Raw genomic sequence first — 15,575 nt, forward strand, 5'->3', positions numbered from 1 at the left:
ATGTTTGCCTATATTCTCAAACGTATTCTGCTCATGATTCCCACTCTCTTGGGCGTGCTGCTGCTGACCTTTGTCGTCATCCAGTTTGTGCCCGGTGGCCCGGTGGAGCAGTATCTGGCAGAGGCCAAGGCCGGTGCGGGCAGTGGTGCAGAAGGTGCATCCATGAGCTATCGCGGCGGGCAGGGGGTGGACCCTAAACGGCTGGAAGAAATCAAGGCGCTGTATGGCTTTGACAAGCCGCCCTTAGAGCGCTTTGTGCAGATGCTGGGCCAGTTTGCGCGCTTTGATCTGGGCACCAGCTTTTTCCAGAACAAAAGTGTCTGGGCGCTGGTCAAAGAGAAGCTGCCGGTCTCCATCAGTCTGGGACTGTGGACGTTTTTCATCAGCTATTTGGTCGCCGTGCCGCTGGGCATTGCCAAGGCAGTGCGTGCAGGCTCGCGCTTTGATCTGGCCACCACGATCTTGATTCTGATCGGCTATGCCATTCCGGGCTTTGTGCTGGGCGTGGCGCTGCTGGTTATCTTTGGCGGGCAACTGCAGTGGTTCCCGTTGCGCGGGCTGACCTCGTCGAACTTTGATGAATTGAGCGCGATGGGCAAGGTGGTGGATTACCTCTGGCATATTGCGCTGCCGGTGACGGCCATGGTGGCGGGCAGCTTTGCGGTCACCGCCATGCTGACCAAGAACTCGTTTCTGGAAGAAATCCGCAAGCAATATGTGCTGACGGCACGCGCCAAAGGTTTGTCGGAAAAGCAGGTGCTCTACAAGCATGTGTTTCGCAATGCGCTGATCCCTATCGTTACCGGCTTTCCCTCGGCGTTCATTGGTGCGTTCTTTGCCGGCGCGCTGCTGATAGAGACGCTGTTCTCGCTTGATGGCCTGGGCCTGCTCAGTTATGAGAGCGTGATTCGCCGCGATTTTCCCGTGGTGCTGGGGACCTTGTATCTGTTTACGCTGATCGGGCTGGTCACCAAGCTCATCAGCGATCTTTGCTATGTCTGGGTAGATCCTAGAGTCAAGTTTGACTGAATACATGCCTAAACAGACTCAATCCCTTATGGGTAAAGCGCAAAAAGCTATGAATTTAGGAGCAAGTGCTGTGGCCGTGGAAGCGTCCAAGTCCATTTCCAAGATCAACTCCAGAACTACTTCCCAGTCGCCCGGGCGCCGTGCCTGGCAGCGTTTCAAGTCCAACCGGCTGGGCTTTATCAGCTTGATGGTATTCAGTGTGCTGGTCGTGCTCAGCTTGTTTGCCGAAGTGCTGTCCAACGACAAGCCGCTGATTGTGCGCTACGAGGGACAGACCTATCTGCCGCTGCTGCATGACTACCCGGAAACCACCTTTGGCGGTGACTTTCACACCACTACCGATTACCTGGACCCCTTCATCCAACAAAAGCTGCAGGAGGGCGACAACTGGGCCATCTTTCCCATCAATCGCTACGGCAAGGCCACCATCAACTATTTTGCTAAGCAGCCTAATCCTTCGGCACCCTCGGCCGACAACTGGTTGGGCACGGACGATCGCGGGCGCGACCTGCTGGCACAGCTGATCTACGGCTTTCGCGTCAGCGTGCTGTTTGGCCTGGCGCTGACGGCGGTGGGCGTGCTGCTGGGGGTGTTGGCGGGCGCGGTGCAGGGCTTTTTTGGCGGTAAGACCGACCTGGCCTTTCAGCGCTTCATGGAAATCTGGGGCTCCATGCCCGAGCTGTATCTGCTCATCATCTTCAGCGCGCTGTTTGCGCCCAGTGTGTCGCTGCTGCTGGTGCTGCTGAGTCTATTTGGCTGGATGGGGCTGGCTGACTATGTGCGGGCCGAGTTTCTGCGCAATCGCCAACTCGACTATGTGAAGTCGGCCCAGGCGCTGGGTGCCAGCAATCGCTCCATCATCTTTCGCCACATCCTGCCCAACAGCATGACGCCGGTGATCACATTTTTGCCATTTCGCATGAGTGGCGCCATTTTGGCGCTGACCTCGCTGGACTTTCTGGGCCTGGGTGTGCCACCCGGCACGCCTAGCCTGGGCGAGCTGCTCAACCAAGGCAAGAACAATATTGATGCGTGGTGGATCTCGCTGTCCACCTTTGGCGTTCTGGTCATCACGCTGCTGCTGCTGACCTTTATGGGCGATGCACTGCGCGATGCACTGGATCCGCGCAAGCAGGCGGCCACCTCTGCAACGAAAGGCAAGTCATGAGCGAGGACAAGACTCTGCTGAGCGTGCGCGACCTGGGCGTGCGCTTTGGCGAAAAGCAGGTGGTTCAGGGCGTGAGCTTTGAGATGGCCGCTGGTGAAAAGCTGGCGCTGGTGGGCGAGTCCGGCTCGGGAAAGTCCGTGACGGCGCTGAGCTTGCTGCGTCTGGTGGGTGATGCCCAATTGAGTGGTCAGGCCATGCTGGACGGACGTGACCTGCTACGCCTTTCGGAGCGTGAGATGCGCGGCATTCGTGGCGACGACATCGCCATGATCTTTCAGGAGCCCATGACGGCGCTGAACCCACTGATGACCGTGGGTGATCAGGTGGCCGAAGTGCTGCAGCTCAAGCAAGGGCTGAGCCGTGCCCAGGCCATGAAGCAGGCGGTAGAGCTGCTGGCCACCACCGGCATCCCCGAGCCGCAGAGGCGTGCCCAGAGCTTTCCGCACCAGCTCAGTGGTGGGCAGCGTCAGCGCGCCATGATTGCCATGGCGCTGGCCAGTCGCCCGCGCTTGCTGCTGGCTGATGAGCCGACCACGGCGCTGGATGTGACGCTGCGCGGGCAGATTCTGGACCTGCTGGCTGATTTGCAGCGCCAGACCGGCATGGCCGTGCTGATGATTACGCACGATCTGAATCTGGTGCGTCGCTTTGCTGATCGGGTGGCAGTGATGGAGCGAGGTGTGCTGGTCGAACAGGGGCCAGTGGCAGAGCTTATGCAAAGCCCTCAGCATGCCTACACCCGCAAGCTGCTGGACAGTCGCCCCGTGCGTGATGTGGATGAGGCGCCGCCAGCGCGGGATGCGGCGGATGTAGTGCATACCAAGGCACTGGGCGTGAGCTATGCCACGCCTTTGCCTGGCATTCGGGGCTGGTTTCGCAAGGGCAAGTTTGTTGCAGTGCAGGGGGCCAATATTGCTCTCCAGCGTGGGCGCACACTGGGCGTCATTGGTGAATCTGGCTCTGGTAAGTCCACGTTGGCGCAGGCTGTACTGGGCTTGCTGCCGCATGAGGGAGAACTGCGAGTGGCAGGGAAGGCATGGCAGAAGCCGGCAATTCGCAACAGCCCGATCAATCTGGCGCTGCGTCGCAAGATTCAGGTGGTGTTTCAGGATCCGTTTTCTTCACTCTCGCCACGGATGACCGTGGAGGAAATCGTGGCCGAAGGTCTGGAGATTCACGCGCCCGAACTCAAGCAGGACGAATGCCGTGAGCGTGTGACCCAGATCTTGGCAGAGGTAGGCATGACCGAAGCGCAGTTCCCTGGTCTGCTGCAGCGCTATCCGCATGAGTTCTCGGGCGGACAGCGGCAGCGTCTGGCTATCTCGCGCGCCTTGATCATGGAGCCCCAGGTGCTAGTGCTGGATGAGCCGACCAGTGCGCTGGATGTGACGATTCAGCAGCAGGTGCTGGCCTTGCTGCAGAGGCTGCAAAAGCAGCGTGGCCTGGCTTATCTGCTCATCACCCATGACATGGATGTGATTCGGGCCATGGCCCATGAGGTGCTTGTCATGAAAGATGGGCAAGTCGTGGAGCAGGGGGCGGTGCAGTCGGTGCTTTCGACACCGCAGCAGGCCTACACACGCCGTCTTGTCGAGGCGGCAGGACTGAGCGAGGTTTAGCGCTCTCTTGAAATTGATAGCACGTAGCGGTTTTCAATCAATGGCTAGAGCCGAAAAAGCCTTAAAACACTGAATCCGCACTCGAAAGTTTGTATTTGTTTGGCGCGAATTCTCTGGCTGTGGCCTAATTGACCCTTTTCAACCTCCCAATTGAGAATTCGACATGGGCAATAAGATCGTTACCGAAGCAGACCGCAAGGCCACTCCCCGTCCCCAGGCACCCAATGGCGTGACCCTGCCCACTCACGGCCGTGGCCAGCGCGTGAGCCTGGAGCGTGGTTCCCACACTCGCAGCAAGAAGAAGCCCGGCAAGCGCCACGGCTAAATTCTTGCGAGGCTGTGCTTTTGCGTGGCCCTGGCAAAAAAGCCCTCGTCACTGCGGTGCGAGGGCTTTTTGCTTTTGTGAAATGGCTCAGGGCTGCAAATTCTGCAGCTTGCGGCGCAGTTGCTGTACCTCCTCGATGAGATCGGTGGTCAGGGCTGCCAGTTGAGGATCGGCATCAAAGCTGTGCTCTAGCTGAGCAATGCGGCGGGCGCGTATCAGCGTCTGGCTGCTGAAGCGCCACTGTTCATGGCTGGCTGCATGGGTTTGCCCATCGTTGTCGCAGCAGATGACGCCGGCTTGCACATGCTCGATTACCCATTGGGGAGTGGTGCTGCAGTGGCGGGCCAGCTCCTGCAGGCTGAGCATGGCCTGGTCCAGAAGTTCGGCAGGTTCGTAGAAGGGGTAGGGGTTCATAAGAAGACCTTTCAGCTCAGGCTGCGGGCATCAAACTGCGGGAAGGCTTTGGCGAAGTCTGCGTAGGCTTGTTTTTGCTCTGGTGTGGCAGCGGGCGGGAACACCACGTCAAGCACCAGATATAGATCGCCCGGAGCGGCTGAAGGCAAGCCCTTGCCTTTGAGTCTCAGCTTGCGTCCGCTGCGGTAGCCGGCGGGCACGGTCACCTCCAGCTCGCCAGCCAGTGTCTTGAACGGTATAGGGCCGCCCAGCTCTGCCTCCCAGGGAGCCAGTGGTACGCGCTGATAGACATCCTTGCCTTCTGACCACCAGCGTGGATCGCTGCGGAAATGCACTTCCAGCAACAAATCGCCTGCAGCACCTTTTCCCAGGCCCGGATTGCCTTGGCCAGCCAGTCGAATCATCTGCCCTTCGCGCACGCCTTTGGGGATGGTGACCTGCAGCTCCTTATCCTTGTAGCTGGGCATGCCTTGGGCATCCAGTACGGTGCTGCGCAGGTGCAAGGAGCGTACAGCGCCGCTGTAGCTGTCCTGAAGGTCTAGCTCGATGCTGGCGTGTTGGTCCTGGCCGCGCATGTCGGGACTGGTGTGCGCACTTTGCGAGCCTTGTTGGCGCCTGGCACGTGCAGCCTGGCCAAACATCTGAGAGAAAAAATCGCTGAAGTCAGCGTCGCCGCCTGCATTGCCGTGGCTGCTGAAATGAAAGTCTTGCTGGTCCCACTCTGGCGGAGGGCGGAAGCCTTCGCTGCCCTGAGATCTGTAGCTCTGGCGGAACTGCATTTCATCGCCCATGGCATCGTAGGCTGCGCGCTTTTCCTGATCGGAGAGCACGGTGTTGGCCTCATTGACTTCCGCCATTCGAGCGGCAGCGTCCTTTTCCTTGCTAATGTCCGGGTGGTATTTACGGGCTAGCTTGCGGTAGGCCTTTTTGATGTCTTCGGTAGAGGCTTTTTTGTCAACGCCAAGTATCTTGTAATAGTCCTTGTAATCCATGGAGTCACCAATCTTCTAGGTCGAATGAATGAGGCTGTGCGCTTGCGCCGACTGAAGAAAATAATAGGGTGCTAATGCCTGCTCTTCAAGAGGCGATGACTTTTCGGCTGGACTTGAGGGCTGCCGATCCGCGAGAGCTGGATAAGGCGTTACCATTGCGGCGACCAAGATAAGGGGGTATCAAATGCCCTCAGAGTTGTGAAATGAAACAAGAGATTACAAGCGCGGATGCGTGGCTGGTCGTCTGCCTGTGCGCAGCCTGGTGCGGTACCTGCAAGCAGTATCGTCAGCTCTTTGAGGTTTTGGCTTTACAGTTTCCGCACATGCGCTTTGTCTGGCTGGATGTGGAGGATCGTGAAGATGTGGCTGGCGATCTTGATATCGAGACCTTTCCTTCCGTGCTGATTGCTCAGGGAGAGCAGGCCAAGTTCCTCGGCCCTGTATTGCCCCAGGGCGGAGTGCTGGCGCGTATGCTGCAGTCTTTGCCTGCCGATGCCGCAGCAAGGCCGGTGCAAGTGCAGGAGGCGCAGGAATTGCTGCGGCGCGTGTTACAAGCGGATGACTTGCATGACGTCTTGCGTTGACCGTCGTTTTATGCGAGACACTTTTTGCGAAAACAATGGTTTGCGGCTACAATCACGGCTTCACGACCAAACGGGCGGGTACACACCGCCCGTTTTTTTTGGGCAATTCATGGCGAAAACTGTCTTGAGCAGAGCTAAGTCCATGATTTGACGAATTTTTCGGGATTGAACTGAATACACGTGGCATTACAGCAAATCGTTGAACAAACCGTGACAGGTCTAGGTTACGACCTGGTTGAAATTGAACGCACAGCGGGCGGATTGCTGCGCATCACGATTGATTTGCCTTGGCAGGCGCCGGAGGAAGGTGCGCCTGAGCTGCCCGAGCAGTTCGTGACAGTGGAAGACTGCGAAAAAGTCACGCGCCAGCTCCAGTTTGCTCTGGAAGTCGACGGCGCGGATTACACCCGCCTGGAAGTGTCCTCTCCAGGAATTGACCGTTTGCTGCGCCATGAGCAGGACTTCATCCGCTTTGAAGGTGCGATGGTGGACTTGACGCTCAAGGAGCCTATTGGTGCTGCGGGTGGCGAAAAGATCAATGCAAACCGCAAGAAATTTCGTGGCACGCTGGAACGGACTGAAGAAGGTGGCTGGCAGATCGTCTGGAGCGATGAACCACCTCCCAAGCCCGGCGTGCGCGTCAGCAAAAAGCGTGAGCCTGCGCCATTGAATGTGATGGGCTTTGCGCTCGATGAGCTGCGCGAAGCTCGCCTGGCACCGATTGTGAATTTCAAAGGACGTGCAGCCAAGCCTGAGTGAGGCGGCTGGAGCGTTGAATCTTTTGGGGCAAGGAGGACGCAAGCAATGTCCTCTTTGTGTGATTGAAATAGGAGAGTCGTCGCATGAATCGCGAACTGTTGATGTTGGTTGAAGCCATTTCGCGTGAAAAGAACGTGGAACGCGATGTGGTTTTTGGTGCCGTGGAGTCCGCACTGGCACAAGCCACCAAGAAGCTGTACCAAGGTGAAGTAGACATCCGCGTGTCCATCGATCGCGAAAGCGGCGACTACGACACCTTCCGCCGCTGGGTGGTGGTGTCTGACGATGCCGGCCTGCAGAACCCCGAAGCCGAAGAAATGCTGATGGATGCGGAAGACCGCGTTCCCGGTATTCAGGTCGGTGAATTCATCGAAGAGCAGATCGAGTCGCTGCCTATTGGCCGCATCGGTGCCATGGCTGCCAAGCAGGTCATCCTGCAGAAAATTCGTGATGCCGAGCGCGAAATGCTGCTCAACGAATTTCTGGAGCGTGGTGAGAAGATCTTCACCGGCACAGTCAAGCGCATGGACAAGGGTGACATCATTGTCGAGTCCGGTCGTGTGGAAGGTCGTTTGAAGCGCGGTGAGATGATCCCCAAGGAAAATCTGCGCAACGGCGACCGCGTGCGTGCCATGATCATGGAAGTGGACGCTACTTTGCGCGGCGCTCCCATCATCCTGTCGCGCTCGGCACCCGAGTTCATGGTGGAGCTGTTCCGAAATGAAGTGCCTGAAATCGAGCAAGGCCTGCTGGAGATCAAGAGCTGCGCCCGTGACGCTGGCTCGCGCGCCAAGATCGCCGTGCTGAGCCATGACAAGCGTGTGGACCCTATCGGCACCTGCGTCGGCGTGCGTGGTACCCGCGTGAATGCTGTGACCAATGAACTGGCTGGCGAGCGCGTGGACATCGTGCTGTGGTCTGAAGATCCCGCTCAGTTCGTGATCGGTGCGCTGGCTCCTGCCAATGTCTCCTCCATCGTGGTCGATGAGGAAAAGCACGCCATGGACGTGGTGGTGGACGAGGAAAACCTCGCCATCGCCATCGGTCGCGGTGGCCAGAACGTGCGTCTGGCTTCCGAGCTGACCGGCTGGAAAATCAACATCATGGACGCTGCCGAGTCTGCACAGAAGCAGGCCGACGAATCGGCTGTCTCGCGCAAGCTGTTCATGGAAAAGCTGGATGTGGACGAGGAAATCGCCAACATCCTGATCGAAGAAGGTTTCGAGACCCTGGAAGAAGTGGCCTATGTGCCGCTGCAGGAAATGCTCGAAATCGAATCCTTCGACGAAGAGACGGTGAACGAGCTGCGTAGCCGCGCCAAGGATGCACTGCTGAGTCAGGAAATTGCTCGCGAAGAGAATGTGAGCAAGGCGTCCGAGGATTTGGTCTCGCTGGACGGCATGACTGCCGAACTGCTGGACAAGTTGGCACAAGCTGATGTGCACACCCGTGATGATCTGGCCGACCTGGCCATCGACGAGTTGACCGAAATTACCGGTCAGACCGCTGAAGAAGCCAAGGCTTTGATCATGAAGGCGCGTGAGCACTGGTTTACCGATGGGCAAGAGTAAGGTCAGGGAGGTACAGAACATTTATGTCGAGTAATACGGTTGCAGAATTTGCGAAAGAGCGCAACACGACCCCTGATACCTTGCTGCAGCAGCTCAAGGCAGCAGGGGTTGAAAAGGCCAACGAAGCTGATGTGCTGACGGATGGTGACAAGCAGCGTTTGCTCAGTCACCTGCAGGTCAGCCATGGCAGCGGAGCCAAGAAGATCACGCTGACCAAGAAGTCAACCAGCGAAATCAAGCAGGCGGACTCCTCGGGCCGTGCCCGTACGATTCAGGTGGAAGTGCGCAAGAAGCGCACTTTCGTGAAGCGGGAAGATACTCCCGCTGAGGCTCAGGCCAATGCGGAAAGCATGGCCAAGGCTGTGCAGGAGCGTGCCGTTACTCAAGAGCTGGCACGCCGTGAAGAAGATGCTCGCCGTCAGGCCGAGCAGTTGAGCCACCAGGAAGAACAATTGGCCAAGGAACGTCAAGAGCGCGAAGAGCGCGAACGCCGCGAGCGTGAAGCCGAAGAACGCGCTGCAGCTTACGCAGCTGCGGAAGCTGCCAAGATAGCGGAAGCCAAGGCTGCAAAGGAAGAAGTCAAGCGCGAGCACCAAGCCGAAGCTGCAGCCCGTGCTGCAGCACAGGCAGAAGCTCGTGCCAAGGCAGAAGCCGAATCCAAGGCCAAGGCCGAGGAAGAAGCCAACCGCGCCAAGGATCTGGAGGAGCGTCGTCGCAAGGCTCTGGCCGAAGCGGAGGCGATTCGCGCCATGATGGCTGCACCTAAGAAGGTGCTGGTCGCCAAGAAGCCCGAAGAGCCCAAGAAAGCGGCTCCTGCTGCCGACGCCAAGAAGGCAGCAACCACCAAGGATGGTGCCAAGCCAGCTGCAGGTGCAGGTAACAACAGCGGCGCAGGTGCTCGTCCTGGCAAGGAAGTCAAGTCTTCCAAGCTGTCTTCGAGCTGGTCCAACGACGCAGGCAAGAAGAAGGAAATCAAGACCCGTGGCGATAGCTCGGGTGGCGTAGGCCGCTCCAGCTGGCGCGGTGGTCCACGTGGTGGCCGTCGCGGCAATGATCGCAACGAGCAGCATCACCAGCCACAGACGCCTGAATTCCGTCAGCTGGAGATCTCGGTGCCCGAGACCATCACCGTGGCCGAGCTGGCTCACAAGATGGCCATCAAGGCATCCGAAGTCATCAAGGTTCTGATGAAAATGGGCCAAATGGTCACCATCAACCAGCCGCTGGACCAGGACACTGCCATGATTGTGGTGGAAGAAATGGGCCACACCGCCAAGGTGGCAGCACTGGATGACCTGGAGGCCTTCACCGATGAAGAAGTCTCCAGCGCAGAAGCTGAGCTGATTGCTCGCGCTCCTGTGGTGACCGTCATGGGTCACGTCGACCACGGCAAGACCTCGCTGCTGGACTACATCCGTCGCTCCAAGGTGGCGTCGGGCGAAGCCGGTGGCATTACCCAGCACATCGGTGCCTACCATGTGAAGACGCCTCGCGGCATCGTCACCTTCCTGGATACCCCCGGTCACGAGGCCTTCACGGCCATGCGTGCTCGCGGTGCCAAGTCCACCGACATCGTGATTCTGGTGGCCGCAGCCGACGACGGCGTGATGCCTCAGACCCGTGAAGCCATCAAGCACGCTAAGGCGGCTGGTGTGCCTATCGTGGTGGCCATCACCAAGTCGGACAAGCCCGAAGCCAACCCAGAGCGCGTCAAGCAAGAGCTGGTGGTGGAAGATGTGCTGCCCGAAGAGTACGGCGGCGACTCTCCTTTCGTGTCCGTGTCTTCCAAGACCGGCATGGGCATCGACGATCTGCTGGAGCAAGTGCTGCTGCAGGCCGAAGTGCTGGAACTCAAGGCGCCGGTGGAAGCTGCTGCCAAGGGTATCGTGATCGAAGCCCAGCTGGACAAGGGTCGCGGTACCGTGGCTACGGTGCTGGTGCAGTCCGGTACGCTGAAGGTGGGCGACGTGGTGCTGGCGGGTCAGACCTATGGCCGCGTGCGTGCCATGCTGGACGAAGACGGCAAGCAGACCAAGTCGGCAGGTCCTTCCATTCCCGTGGAAATCCAGGGTCTGAACGAAGTGCCTCAGGCGGGCGATGACTTCATGGTGCTGAGCGACGAACGCCGTGCCCGTGAAATCGCCACTTACCGCGCTGGCAAGTTCCGCAACACCAAGCTGGCCAAGCAACAAGCCGCCAAGCTGGAAAACATGTTTGCCGAAATGTCCGCTGGCGATGTGCAGACGCTGCCCATCATCATCAAGGCCGACATGCAAGGCTCGCAGGAAGCACTGGCTGCCTCGCTGCTCAAGCTGTCGACCGAAGAGATCAAGGTTCAGCTGGTGTACTCCGGCGTGGGTGGTATCTCCGAATCGGACGTCAACCTGGCGCTGGCTTCTAAGGCCATCATCATCGGCTTCAACGTGCGTGCGGATGCTCAGGCCCGCAAGACCGCTGAAGGCAACGATGTGGATATCCGCTACTACAACATCATTTACGACGCCGTGGATGAGGTGAAGGCTGCGATGTCCGGCATGCTGGCTCCCGAGAAGCGCGAAGAGATCATCGGTATGGCCGAGATCCGCAACGTGATCGTGGCAACCAAGATCGGTACGATTGCCGGTTCCTACATCACCCAGGGCTTCGTGACCCGCAGTGCACACTTCCGTCTGCTGCGCGAGAACGTGGTTATCTACACGGGCGAAATCGAGTCTCTGCGTCGCATGAAGGACGATGTCAAGGAAGTCAAGGAAGGCTTCGAGTGCGGTATCAAGCTGCGCAACTACAACGACATCAAGGAAGGCGACGTGCTGGAAGTCTTCGAGATCAAGGAAATCGCTCGTACGCTGTAAAAGCTATAGCTACTAGCGCTTGATATACAAGGGTTTGAGGTTGAAAAGGCCTCGAACCCTTTGTAGATGAAGCGTGGTAAGCTCCTTTTTTGATACATGGCTACCAAACGTAAAACTGCTGCACCGAATCGCAGCTTCAAAGTCTCTGACCAGATCCAGCGTGATCTGTCGGAGCTGATTGCCCGCGAGTTGAAGGACCCGCGCGTTGGCATGGTCACGCTGCAAGGCGTGGAGGTGACTCCGGACTATGCCCACGCCAAGGTGTTCTTCAGCGTGCTGGTTGGCGATCCTGAAGTCACGCTGCAAGCACTCAATCAGGCCGCAGGCTTTCTGCGCAACGGCCTGTTCAAGCGTCTGCACATTCATACCGTGCCCACGCTGCACTTCATCTACGACCGCACTACAGAGCGCGCTGCCGACATGAACGCCTTGATTGCCAAGGCCGTGGCGTCGCGTGGTCCTGAACAGGAATAAGCACATGAACGCCCCTCGCACCCGGGTGCAGCGGCGCCCTGTGCATGGGGTGTTGCTGCTCGATAAACCGCTGGGCTGGTCCAGCAACGATATCTTGCAGAAGGTCAAGTGGCTGCTGCGCGCCGAAAAGGCCGGGCATACCGGAACGCTTGACCCATTGGCCAGTGGCGTGCTGCCGCTGTGCTTTGGCGCTGCCACCAAATTCAGCCAGCTTCAGCTCGAAGCCGAGAAAACTTACGAAGCCATTGCCCGCCTGGGCCAGACCACGACCACGGCCGATGCCGAGGGCGATGTGGTGCTGGAGCGCGCGGTCGATCTGGCGGCCATCACGCCCGAGCGCCTGGCGCAGGTGCAGGCCCAGTTCACGGGTGACATCAAGCAGGTGCCGCCCATGCACAGCGCCTTGAAAAAAGATGGCAAGGCACTCTACGAATATGCCCGCGCAGGCATTGAGGTGGAGCGTCCCGCACGCGACGTCACCATTCATGCATTGAATCTGACGCTGGTGCAGGATGATCAAGGGCATCCTGCTATCAAGATGAGAGTGACCTGCAGCAAGGGCACTTACATCCGCACATTGGGCGAAGACGTGGGCGAGGCCTTTGGCTGTGGCGCCCATTTGCGTTTTCTGCGCCGTGTGGAAACCGGCGGCCTAGACGTTGCGCGCTGCGTGACGCTGGAAGCGCTGGAAGCCATGAACGATGAGGAGCGTGTTGCTCAGGTGCAGCCTGTCGACACTCTGCTGCATCGTCATGCCGTCGTCACTTTGGGTGAAGAGGATGCAGGACGCTTTCTATCAGGCCTGCGCCGCCGAGGGACTTGGGCCGATGCCCCGGCCGTTGCGGTGTATGGTGAGCGCCCGCATGCCCTTTTGGGGGTTGGCCGTGTGGTGAGCGGGGAGCTGATCCCCGAGCGCCTGCTCAGTCCGCTAGAAATTCAACAAATTTTGGAAGGAACGCCGCGTCCACAAGCAAGCGGCATTTTGGAAACACTATGAGCAAACAAATCCGCAACATTGCGATCATCGCGCACGTTGACCATGGTAAGACGACCATGGTGGACCAGCTGCTGCGCTCTTCCGGCACTTTTGCCGAGCACGAAAAAGTCGTCGACACCGTGATGGACAACAACGCCATCGAACGTGAGCGCGGCATCACCATTCTGGCCAAGAACTGTGCCGTGTCCTGGAAGGGCACCCACATCAACATTCTTGACACACCCGGTCACGCGGACTTCGGCGGTGAAGTGGAGCGTGCGCTGTCCATGGTGGACGGTGTGGTGCTGCTGATCGACGCGCAAGAAGGCCCCATGCCCCAGACGCGTTTCGTGACCAAGAAGGCACTGGCTCTGGGTCTGAAGCCTATCGTGGTGGTGAACAAGGTGGACAAGCCCGGTGCCAACCCCGACAAGGTGATCAACGCCGCTTTCGATCTGTTCGACAAGCTGGGCGCTACCGACGAGCAGCTGGACTTCCCTGTGGTGTATGCCTCCGGCATCAACGGCTGGGCATCCAAGGAAGAGGGCGAGCCCGGTGCACAGTGGGGCCCCGACATGTCGGCCCTGTTCGAGACCATTCTGGAACACGTGCCTTCGGTGCAGGGTGATGCCTCTGCTCCCCTGCAGCTGCAAGTGTCTGCGCTGGACTACTCCACCTTCGTGGGCCGTATCGGCGTGGGCCGTATCACGCAAGGTACGCTCAAGCCCGGTCAGCAAGTGGCTGTGATGGCTGGCCCCGATGGCAAGAGCTACACCGGCAAGATCAACCAAGTGCACACCTTCCAGGGTCTGGATCGCGTGCAGGCTACCGAAGCTGGTCCTTCCGAGATCGTGCTGGTCAGCGGTATCGAAAACCTCGGTATCGGTGAAACCATTGTGGACCCCGCCAATCCCCAGCCTCTGCCCATGCTGAAGATTGACGAGCCCACGCTGACCATGAACTTCTGCGTGAACACCTCGCCTCTGGCAGGTCGTGAAGGCAAGTTCGTGACCAGCCGTCAGATCTGGGACCGCCTTCAGCGTGAACTGCGCTCCAACGTGGCCCTGCGCGTCAAGGAAACCGATGAAGACGGTATCTTTGAAGTGTCTGGCCGTGGTGAACTGCACCTGACCATCTTGCTGGAAGAAATGCGCCGCGAAGGTTACGAGCTGGCGGTTTCCAAGCCCCGCGTGGTGATGCAGATGATCGACGGCGTTAAGCACGAGCCTATTGAGCTGGTGACGGCCGACATCGAAGAAGGTCACCAAGGCGGCGTGATGCAAGCTCTGGGCGAGCGCAAGGGCGAGCTGGTGAACATGGAACCCGATGGCCGTGGTCGCGTCCGTCTGGAATACCGCATTCCTGCCCGTGGTCTGATCGGCTTCACCAACGAGTTCCTGAACCTGACTCGTGGCTCCGGCATGATTTCCAACATCTTCGACAGCTATGAGCCTTACAAGGGCGAAATCGGTGGCCGTAAGAACGGCGTGCTGATCTCCATGGACGACGGTGAAATCTTCACTTACGCCCTGGGCAAGCTTGACGATCGTGGCCGTATGTTCGTCAAGGCCGGGGACCCCGTGTACGAAGGCATGATCATCGGTATCCACAGCCGCGACAACGATCTGGTGGTGAACGCCACTCGTACCAAGCAGCTGACCAACTTCCGTGTGTCCGGCAAGGAAGATGCGATCAAGATCACGCCTCCTATCGATCTGTCGCTGGAGTACGGTGTGGAATTCATCGAAGACGACGAGCTGCTGGAAATCACTCCTACCAGCCTGCGCGTGCGCAAGCGTCACCTCAAGGAACACGATCGCAAGCGTGCTTCGCGTGACTCCTGATTCGCAAGCCTAGGCTGCGCATCTCAAAAAGGCCCTTCGGGGCCTTTTTTATTGCCGTGGTCAGCCTTCGCAGGAGACAAACCAAGGGTTAACTGCCTTGCTGGAGCAGAGTCGATTTTTAGAATCACTGCTACAAATTGGCACGCATCCTGCGCATTGCGCAGGTGTGCATTTAACTCTAGGAGTGCTATGACCTTGAAAATGTTGAGTTCGGTCTTGCTGGTGGCAGGCGCAGCTTCGACGCTGAATGCCCAGGCTGCGGATCTGAAGGTCGCGATAGACCCGACTTACGAGCCTTTTACTTATAAGACGGCGGATGGCAAACCCACGGGGTTTGATGTCGATATTGCCAATGCCATCTGCGCCGAAATCAAGCGCAAATGCGTGTTTGTGGAGCAGGTCTGGGACAGCATGATTCCCGGTCTGCAGGCACGCAAGTACGACGTGGTGGTCAGCTCTTTGTCCATCACCGAGGAGCGCAAACGCGTGATCGATTTCTCCGATCGTTACTACAAGACGCCCAGCGCCATTGTGGTGAAGAAGGGCACGGCTTATGCGAATCCTGCCTCTCTCAAGGGCAAGCGCATCGGGGTTCTCAAAGGCAGTACCCAGGAAAAGTGGGCGATGGGTGAGCTCAAGCCCGCTGGCGTGACGGTCGTTCCTTATGAGGCCCAGGATCAGGTCTATCTGGACATCAATGCAGGTCGGCTGGACGGAACAGTGGCCGACAAGGTGGAAGTGCATGGCGGTTTCTTGCGCAAGCCAGAGGGCAAGGACTATGGCTATGTTGGCCCCGACCAGTACGAGACCAAGTACTACGGTGACGGCATTGGCATAGGCATGCGCAAGGGACAAAAAGATTTGAAGGATCAAATCAATCAAGCCATCAAGACCATTCGCAGCAATGGAACCTACAGCACCATTGCCAAGAAGTACTTCGACTTTGACCCCTATGGCAACTAAGCGCT

Annotated in this window: 14 protein-coding genes; 12 read left to right on the plus strand and 2 right to left on the minus strand. The window is 58.4% G+C overall.

What is annotated here, in order from left to right:
• From AC2I9W_RS00430 to AC2I9W_RS00445, 4 genes are all read left to right on the plus strand, one after another.
• Positions 1–1,029, plus strand: a complete 1,029-nt coding sequence (locus AC2I9W_RS00430) for a microcin C ABC transporter permease YejB (RefSeq protein WP_486408135.1) — start codon at positions 1–3, stop codon at positions 1,027–1,029.
• Positions 1,030–1,078: 49 nt separating this feature from the next.
• A complete protein-coding gene (locus AC2I9W_RS00435) occupies positions 1,079–2,197 on the plus strand; it encodes an ABC transporter permease (RefSeq protein ID WP_486408136.1) in 1,119 nt (372 codons plus the stop codon).
• Positions 2,194–3,816, plus strand: a complete 1,623-nt coding sequence (locus AC2I9W_RS00440; protein WP_486408137.1) for an ABC transporter ATP-binding protein — start codon at positions 2,194–2,196, stop codon at positions 3,814–3,816. Before AC2I9W_RS00435 ends, AC2I9W_RS00440 begins: the two co-directional genes overlap by 4 nt.
• A gap of 163 nt (positions 3,817–3,979) precedes the next feature.
• Positions 3,980–4,141: a hypothetical protein gene (locus AC2I9W_RS00445; RefSeq protein ID WP_201742936.1), complete on the plus strand. Its 162-nt coding sequence runs from the start codon at positions 3,980–3,982 to the stop codon at positions 4,139–4,141.
• 87 nt (positions 4,142–4,228) lie between these two features.
• Here AC2I9W_RS00445 and AC2I9W_RS00450 read toward each other — a convergent pair whose 3' ends face one another.
• Together AC2I9W_RS00450 and AC2I9W_RS00455 are read right to left on the minus strand one after the other, a co-directional pair.
• The gene (locus tag AC2I9W_RS00450) at positions 4,229–4,555 is read right to left on the minus strand and encodes a chaperone modulator CbpM (RefSeq protein WP_486408138.1); all 327 of its coding nucleotides are present in this window, start codon (positions 4,553–4,555) and stop codon (positions 4,229–4,231) included.
• Between the two features lie 11 nt (positions 4,556–4,566).
• Positions 4,567–5,547, minus strand: a complete 981-nt coding sequence (locus AC2I9W_RS00455) for a DnaJ C-terminal domain-containing protein (protein ID WP_486408139.1) — start codon at positions 5,545–5,547, stop codon at positions 4,567–4,569.
• A 203-nt stretch (positions 5,548–5,750) separates the two neighbouring features.
• On the opposite strand from AC2I9W_RS00455, the gene AC2I9W_RS00460 reads away from it, so the two are divergent.
• The 8 genes from AC2I9W_RS00460 (at position 5,751) to AC2I9W_RS00495 (ending at position 15,570) form a co-directional block, all read left to right on the plus strand.
• The gene (locus tag AC2I9W_RS00460; RefSeq protein ID WP_486408140.1) at positions 5,751–6,131 is read left to right on the plus strand and encodes a thioredoxin family protein; all 381 of its coding nucleotides are present in this window, start codon (positions 5,751–5,753) and stop codon (positions 6,129–6,131) included.
• A gap of 180 nt (positions 6,132–6,311) precedes the next feature.
• On the plus strand, positions 6,312–6,890 hold the full coding sequence (gene rimP / locus AC2I9W_RS00465; RefSeq protein ID WP_486408141.1) for a ribosome maturation factor RimP: 579 nt from the start codon (positions 6,312–6,314) through the stop codon (positions 6,888–6,890).
• 83 nt (positions 6,891–6,973) lie between these two features.
• Positions 6,974–8,461 carry a transcription termination factor NusA gene (nusA, locus tag AC2I9W_RS00470; protein ID WP_486408142.1) on the plus strand — a complete coding sequence of 496 codons (1,488 nt, stop codon included), beginning with the start codon at positions 6,974–6,976 and terminating at the stop codon, positions 8,459–8,461.
• 23 nt (positions 8,462–8,484) lie between these two features.
• The gene (infB, locus tag AC2I9W_RS00475; RefSeq protein WP_486408143.1) at positions 8,485–11,313 is read left to right on the plus strand and encodes a translation initiation factor IF-2; all 2,829 of its coding nucleotides are present in this window, start codon (positions 8,485–8,487) and stop codon (positions 11,311–11,313) included.
• A 96-nt stretch (positions 11,314–11,409) separates the two neighbouring features.
• Complete coding sequence (gene rbfA / locus AC2I9W_RS00480) at positions 11,410–11,787, plus strand: 30S ribosome-binding factor RbfA (protein ID WP_158391004.1); 378 nt, start codon at positions 11,410–11,412, stop codon at positions 11,785–11,787.
• Between the two features lie 4 nt (positions 11,788–11,791).
• Positions 11,792–12,784, plus strand: coding sequence for a tRNA pseudouridine(55) synthase TruB (truB, locus tag AC2I9W_RS00485; protein ID WP_486408144.1), 993 nt, complete (start codon positions 11,792–11,794; stop codon positions 12,782–12,784).
• Positions 12,781–14,607: a translational GTPase TypA gene (gene typA, locus AC2I9W_RS00490; RefSeq protein ID WP_486408145.1), complete on the plus strand. Its 1,827-nt coding sequence runs from the start codon at positions 12,781–12,783 to the stop codon at positions 14,605–14,607. The genes truB and typA overlap by 4 nt, the downstream gene beginning before the upstream one ends.
• 189 nt (positions 14,608–14,796) lie before the next feature.
• Positions 14,797–15,570: an ABC transporter substrate-binding protein gene (locus tag AC2I9W_RS00495; RefSeq protein WP_486408146.1), complete on the plus strand. Its 774-nt coding sequence runs from the start codon at positions 14,797–14,799 to the stop codon at positions 15,568–15,570.
• The last annotated feature ends 5 nt before the right edge of the window (positions 15,571–15,575 follow it).

This window comes from Comamonas sp. FUJ_7 (assembly GCF_057369555.1).

What these genes read in the sequence shown, in the direction of transcription:
- nusA (WP_486408142.1), top strand. Translation starts at nt 6,974, where the DNA reads ATGAATCGCGAACTGTTGATGTTGGTTGAAGCCATTTCGCGTGAAAAG.
- infB (WP_486408143.1), top strand. Translation starts at nt 8,485, where the DNA reads ATGTCGAGTAATACGGTTGCAGAATTTGCGAAAGAGCGCAACACGACC.
- AC2I9W_RS00440 (WP_486408137.1), top strand. Translation starts at nt 2,194, where the DNA reads ATGAGCGAGGACAAGACTCTGCTGAGCGTGCGCGACCTGGGCGTGCGC.
- AC2I9W_RS00460 (WP_486408140.1), top strand. Translation starts at nt 5,751, where the DNA reads ATGAAACAAGAGATTACAAGCGCGGATGCGTGGCTGGTCGTCTGCCTG.
- truB (WP_486408144.1), top strand. Translation starts at nt 11,792, where the DNA reads ATGAACGCCCCTCGCACCCGGGTGCAGCGGCGCCCTGTGCATGGGGTG.
- AC2I9W_RS00495 (WP_486408146.1), top strand. Translation starts at nt 14,797, where the DNA reads ATGACCTTGAAAATGTTGAGTTCGGTCTTGCTGGTGGCAGGCGCAGCT.
- AC2I9W_RS00445 (WP_201742936.1), top strand. Translation starts at nt 3,980, where the DNA reads ATGGGCAATAAGATCGTTACCGAAGCAGACCGCAAGGCCACTCCCCGT.
- AC2I9W_RS00435 (WP_486408136.1), top strand. Translation starts at nt 1,079, where the DNA reads ATGAATTTAGGAGCAAGTGCTGTGGCCGTGGAAGCGTCCAAGTCCATT.
- AC2I9W_RS00455 (WP_486408139.1), bottom strand. Translation starts at nt 5,547, where the DNA reads ATGGATTACAAGGACTATTACAAGATACTTGGCGTTGACAAAAAAGCC.
- rbfA (WP_158391004.1), top strand. Translation starts at nt 11,410, where the DNA reads ATGGCTACCAAACGTAAAACTGCTGCACCGAATCGCAGCTTCAAAGTC.
- AC2I9W_RS00430 (WP_486408135.1), top strand. Translation starts at nt 1, where the DNA reads ATGTTTGCCTATATTCTCAAACGTATTCTGCTCATGATTCCCACTCTC.
- typA (WP_486408145.1), top strand. Translation starts at nt 12,781, where the DNA reads ATGAGCAAACAAATCCGCAACATTGCGATCATCGCGCACGTTGACCAT.
- AC2I9W_RS00450 (WP_486408138.1), bottom strand. Translation starts at nt 4,555, where the DNA reads ATGAACCCCTACCCCTTCTACGAACCTGCCGAACTTCTGGACCAGGCC.